Consider the following 1,324-nt stretch of genomic DNA (forward strand, 5'->3'; position numbering starts at 1 on the left):
TCCTGTTCCCCGGCCCGCGCAGAGCAGCCGGTGCACGTGGGCGTCGGGCCTGTGGTCAGGCGCCGGACCGAGGCACGGGGGACTTCCAGCGGCGCGGTCCGCTGCCCTTCGACCTGGCGCTTTCGGCCGGTTCTCGGCAGGAGGGCAGCCGGCCCGGTCCTGTCGGCAGGCGCGGCTGCCCTCCATGTCTACGCGCCGGGGGCGGGTCGTGCGACCGGTGTCGGTCAAGCCTCTGGCCGGGCTCCCTCGTACGGGTGCTCCCCGTCCGGTCGGCGAACCGCGGGCCGGATGGGGTCGTCGGTGAGGGCATGCAGATCGACGAGCAGCACGTCGCCGAGCCGGGGCTAGTAGTCCTGGACATCACCGCCGCGGACGAAGGCACCCTGTGCGCGGTGATGGAGGCGCTCCAGCAGCGGTGGGCAACCTCCGGTATGACGTCGGTGCGGCGTCTGCCGGGTGAGCCCGGCGTCCGGGCACGGGTATATGCCGACGTGCGCCGCTCCGGCCCGACCGAATAGCGCCCTGGCAGGCAGACAAGCTGCCATCACAGGAATCAGAACTCTGGAGGCAGGCTCGTGTTCAACACCGTACGTACCGTGATGACGTTCGCCGCAGACCCTGAGGCGTCGGCCCGGTGGTGGGGTGAGCTCCTGGACGTCCCCGTGAAGCTCGATGTCAGCGATACCGGGGCGGTCTACGCCTGGGTCGAGATCGGTGGGGTCGAGGTCGGCTTCCACCCTGCCGACGACGAGCGCAACCCCCGGGGCGGCAGTCCAGTCGTGTATTGGGGCGTGGACGACGTCGACAGGGTCCGGGAGCGGCTGCTGGCAGCCGGCTGCGAGCACCACCGCGGCCCGCTGACCATCGAGCCGGGCCGGCGCATCGCCCAGCTGCGCGACCCGTTCGGCACCATCGTCGGCATCGAGGGCCCGTAGACGGCATACGAACGCCCGATGCCCCGCCGGATTCCTCGGTCCGGCGGGGCATCGGGCGTTCGGCGTTCACCGGTCCAAGCCGTGCAGGCTCTCCAGCCCGGTGGCCGCCGCGTACGCGCGCAGGGCGGACTTCAACGAGCTGGCTGTCCAGCTGGCGCCCCGGGCCGCGGTGGCGTCTAGGTACAGGCCCAGCACCCGGTCAGGGCTCAGCTCGTGTCCGGCCTGCCGCAGGACGGCGGGCAGGGTGACCAGGTCGATCAGCCCGGTCACGTCCGGGCGCACGCTCTCCACGTCGAGCAGCACCACCTCACCGTCCGGGCGTCGGCGCAGGTGCTCGGGCTTGAGGTCGAGGTGGCCGAGTGGCACCAGTCGGGGCCGAAGGCGTCCGT

3 protein-coding genes are annotated in these 1,324 nt (G+C 72.1%); 2 read left to right on the forward strand and 1 reads right to left on the reverse strand.

What is annotated here, in order from left to right; all coding sequences use genetic code 11:
• Positions 1–308: 308 nt before the first annotated feature.
• Positions 309–518 carry a DUF6207 family protein gene (locus tag ACIRJP_RS42670; RefSeq protein WP_404186645.1) on the forward strand — a complete coding sequence of 70 codons (210 nt, stop codon included), beginning with the start codon at positions 309–311 and terminating at the stop codon, positions 516–518.
• A 57-nt stretch (positions 519–575) separates the two neighbouring features.
• Positions 576–935, forward strand: coding sequence for a VOC family protein (locus tag ACIRJP_RS42675; protein WP_404186647.1), 360 nt, complete (start codon positions 576–578; stop codon positions 933–935).
• A gap of 66 nt (positions 936–1,001) precedes the next feature.
• Here ACIRJP_RS42675 and ACIRJP_RS42680 read toward each other — a convergent pair.
• Positions 1,002–1,324, reverse strand: a 323-nt coding sequence (locus ACIRJP_RS42680) for a hypothetical protein (protein WP_404186649.1), incomplete at its 5' end; no start/stop codon positions are given.

The sequence above is a fragment of the Streptomyces sp. NPDC102437 genome (assembly GCF_044765565.1).
In the GTDB taxonomy this organism is placed as follows: Bacteria; Actinomycetota; Actinomycetes; order Streptomycetales; family Streptomycetaceae; genus Streptomyces.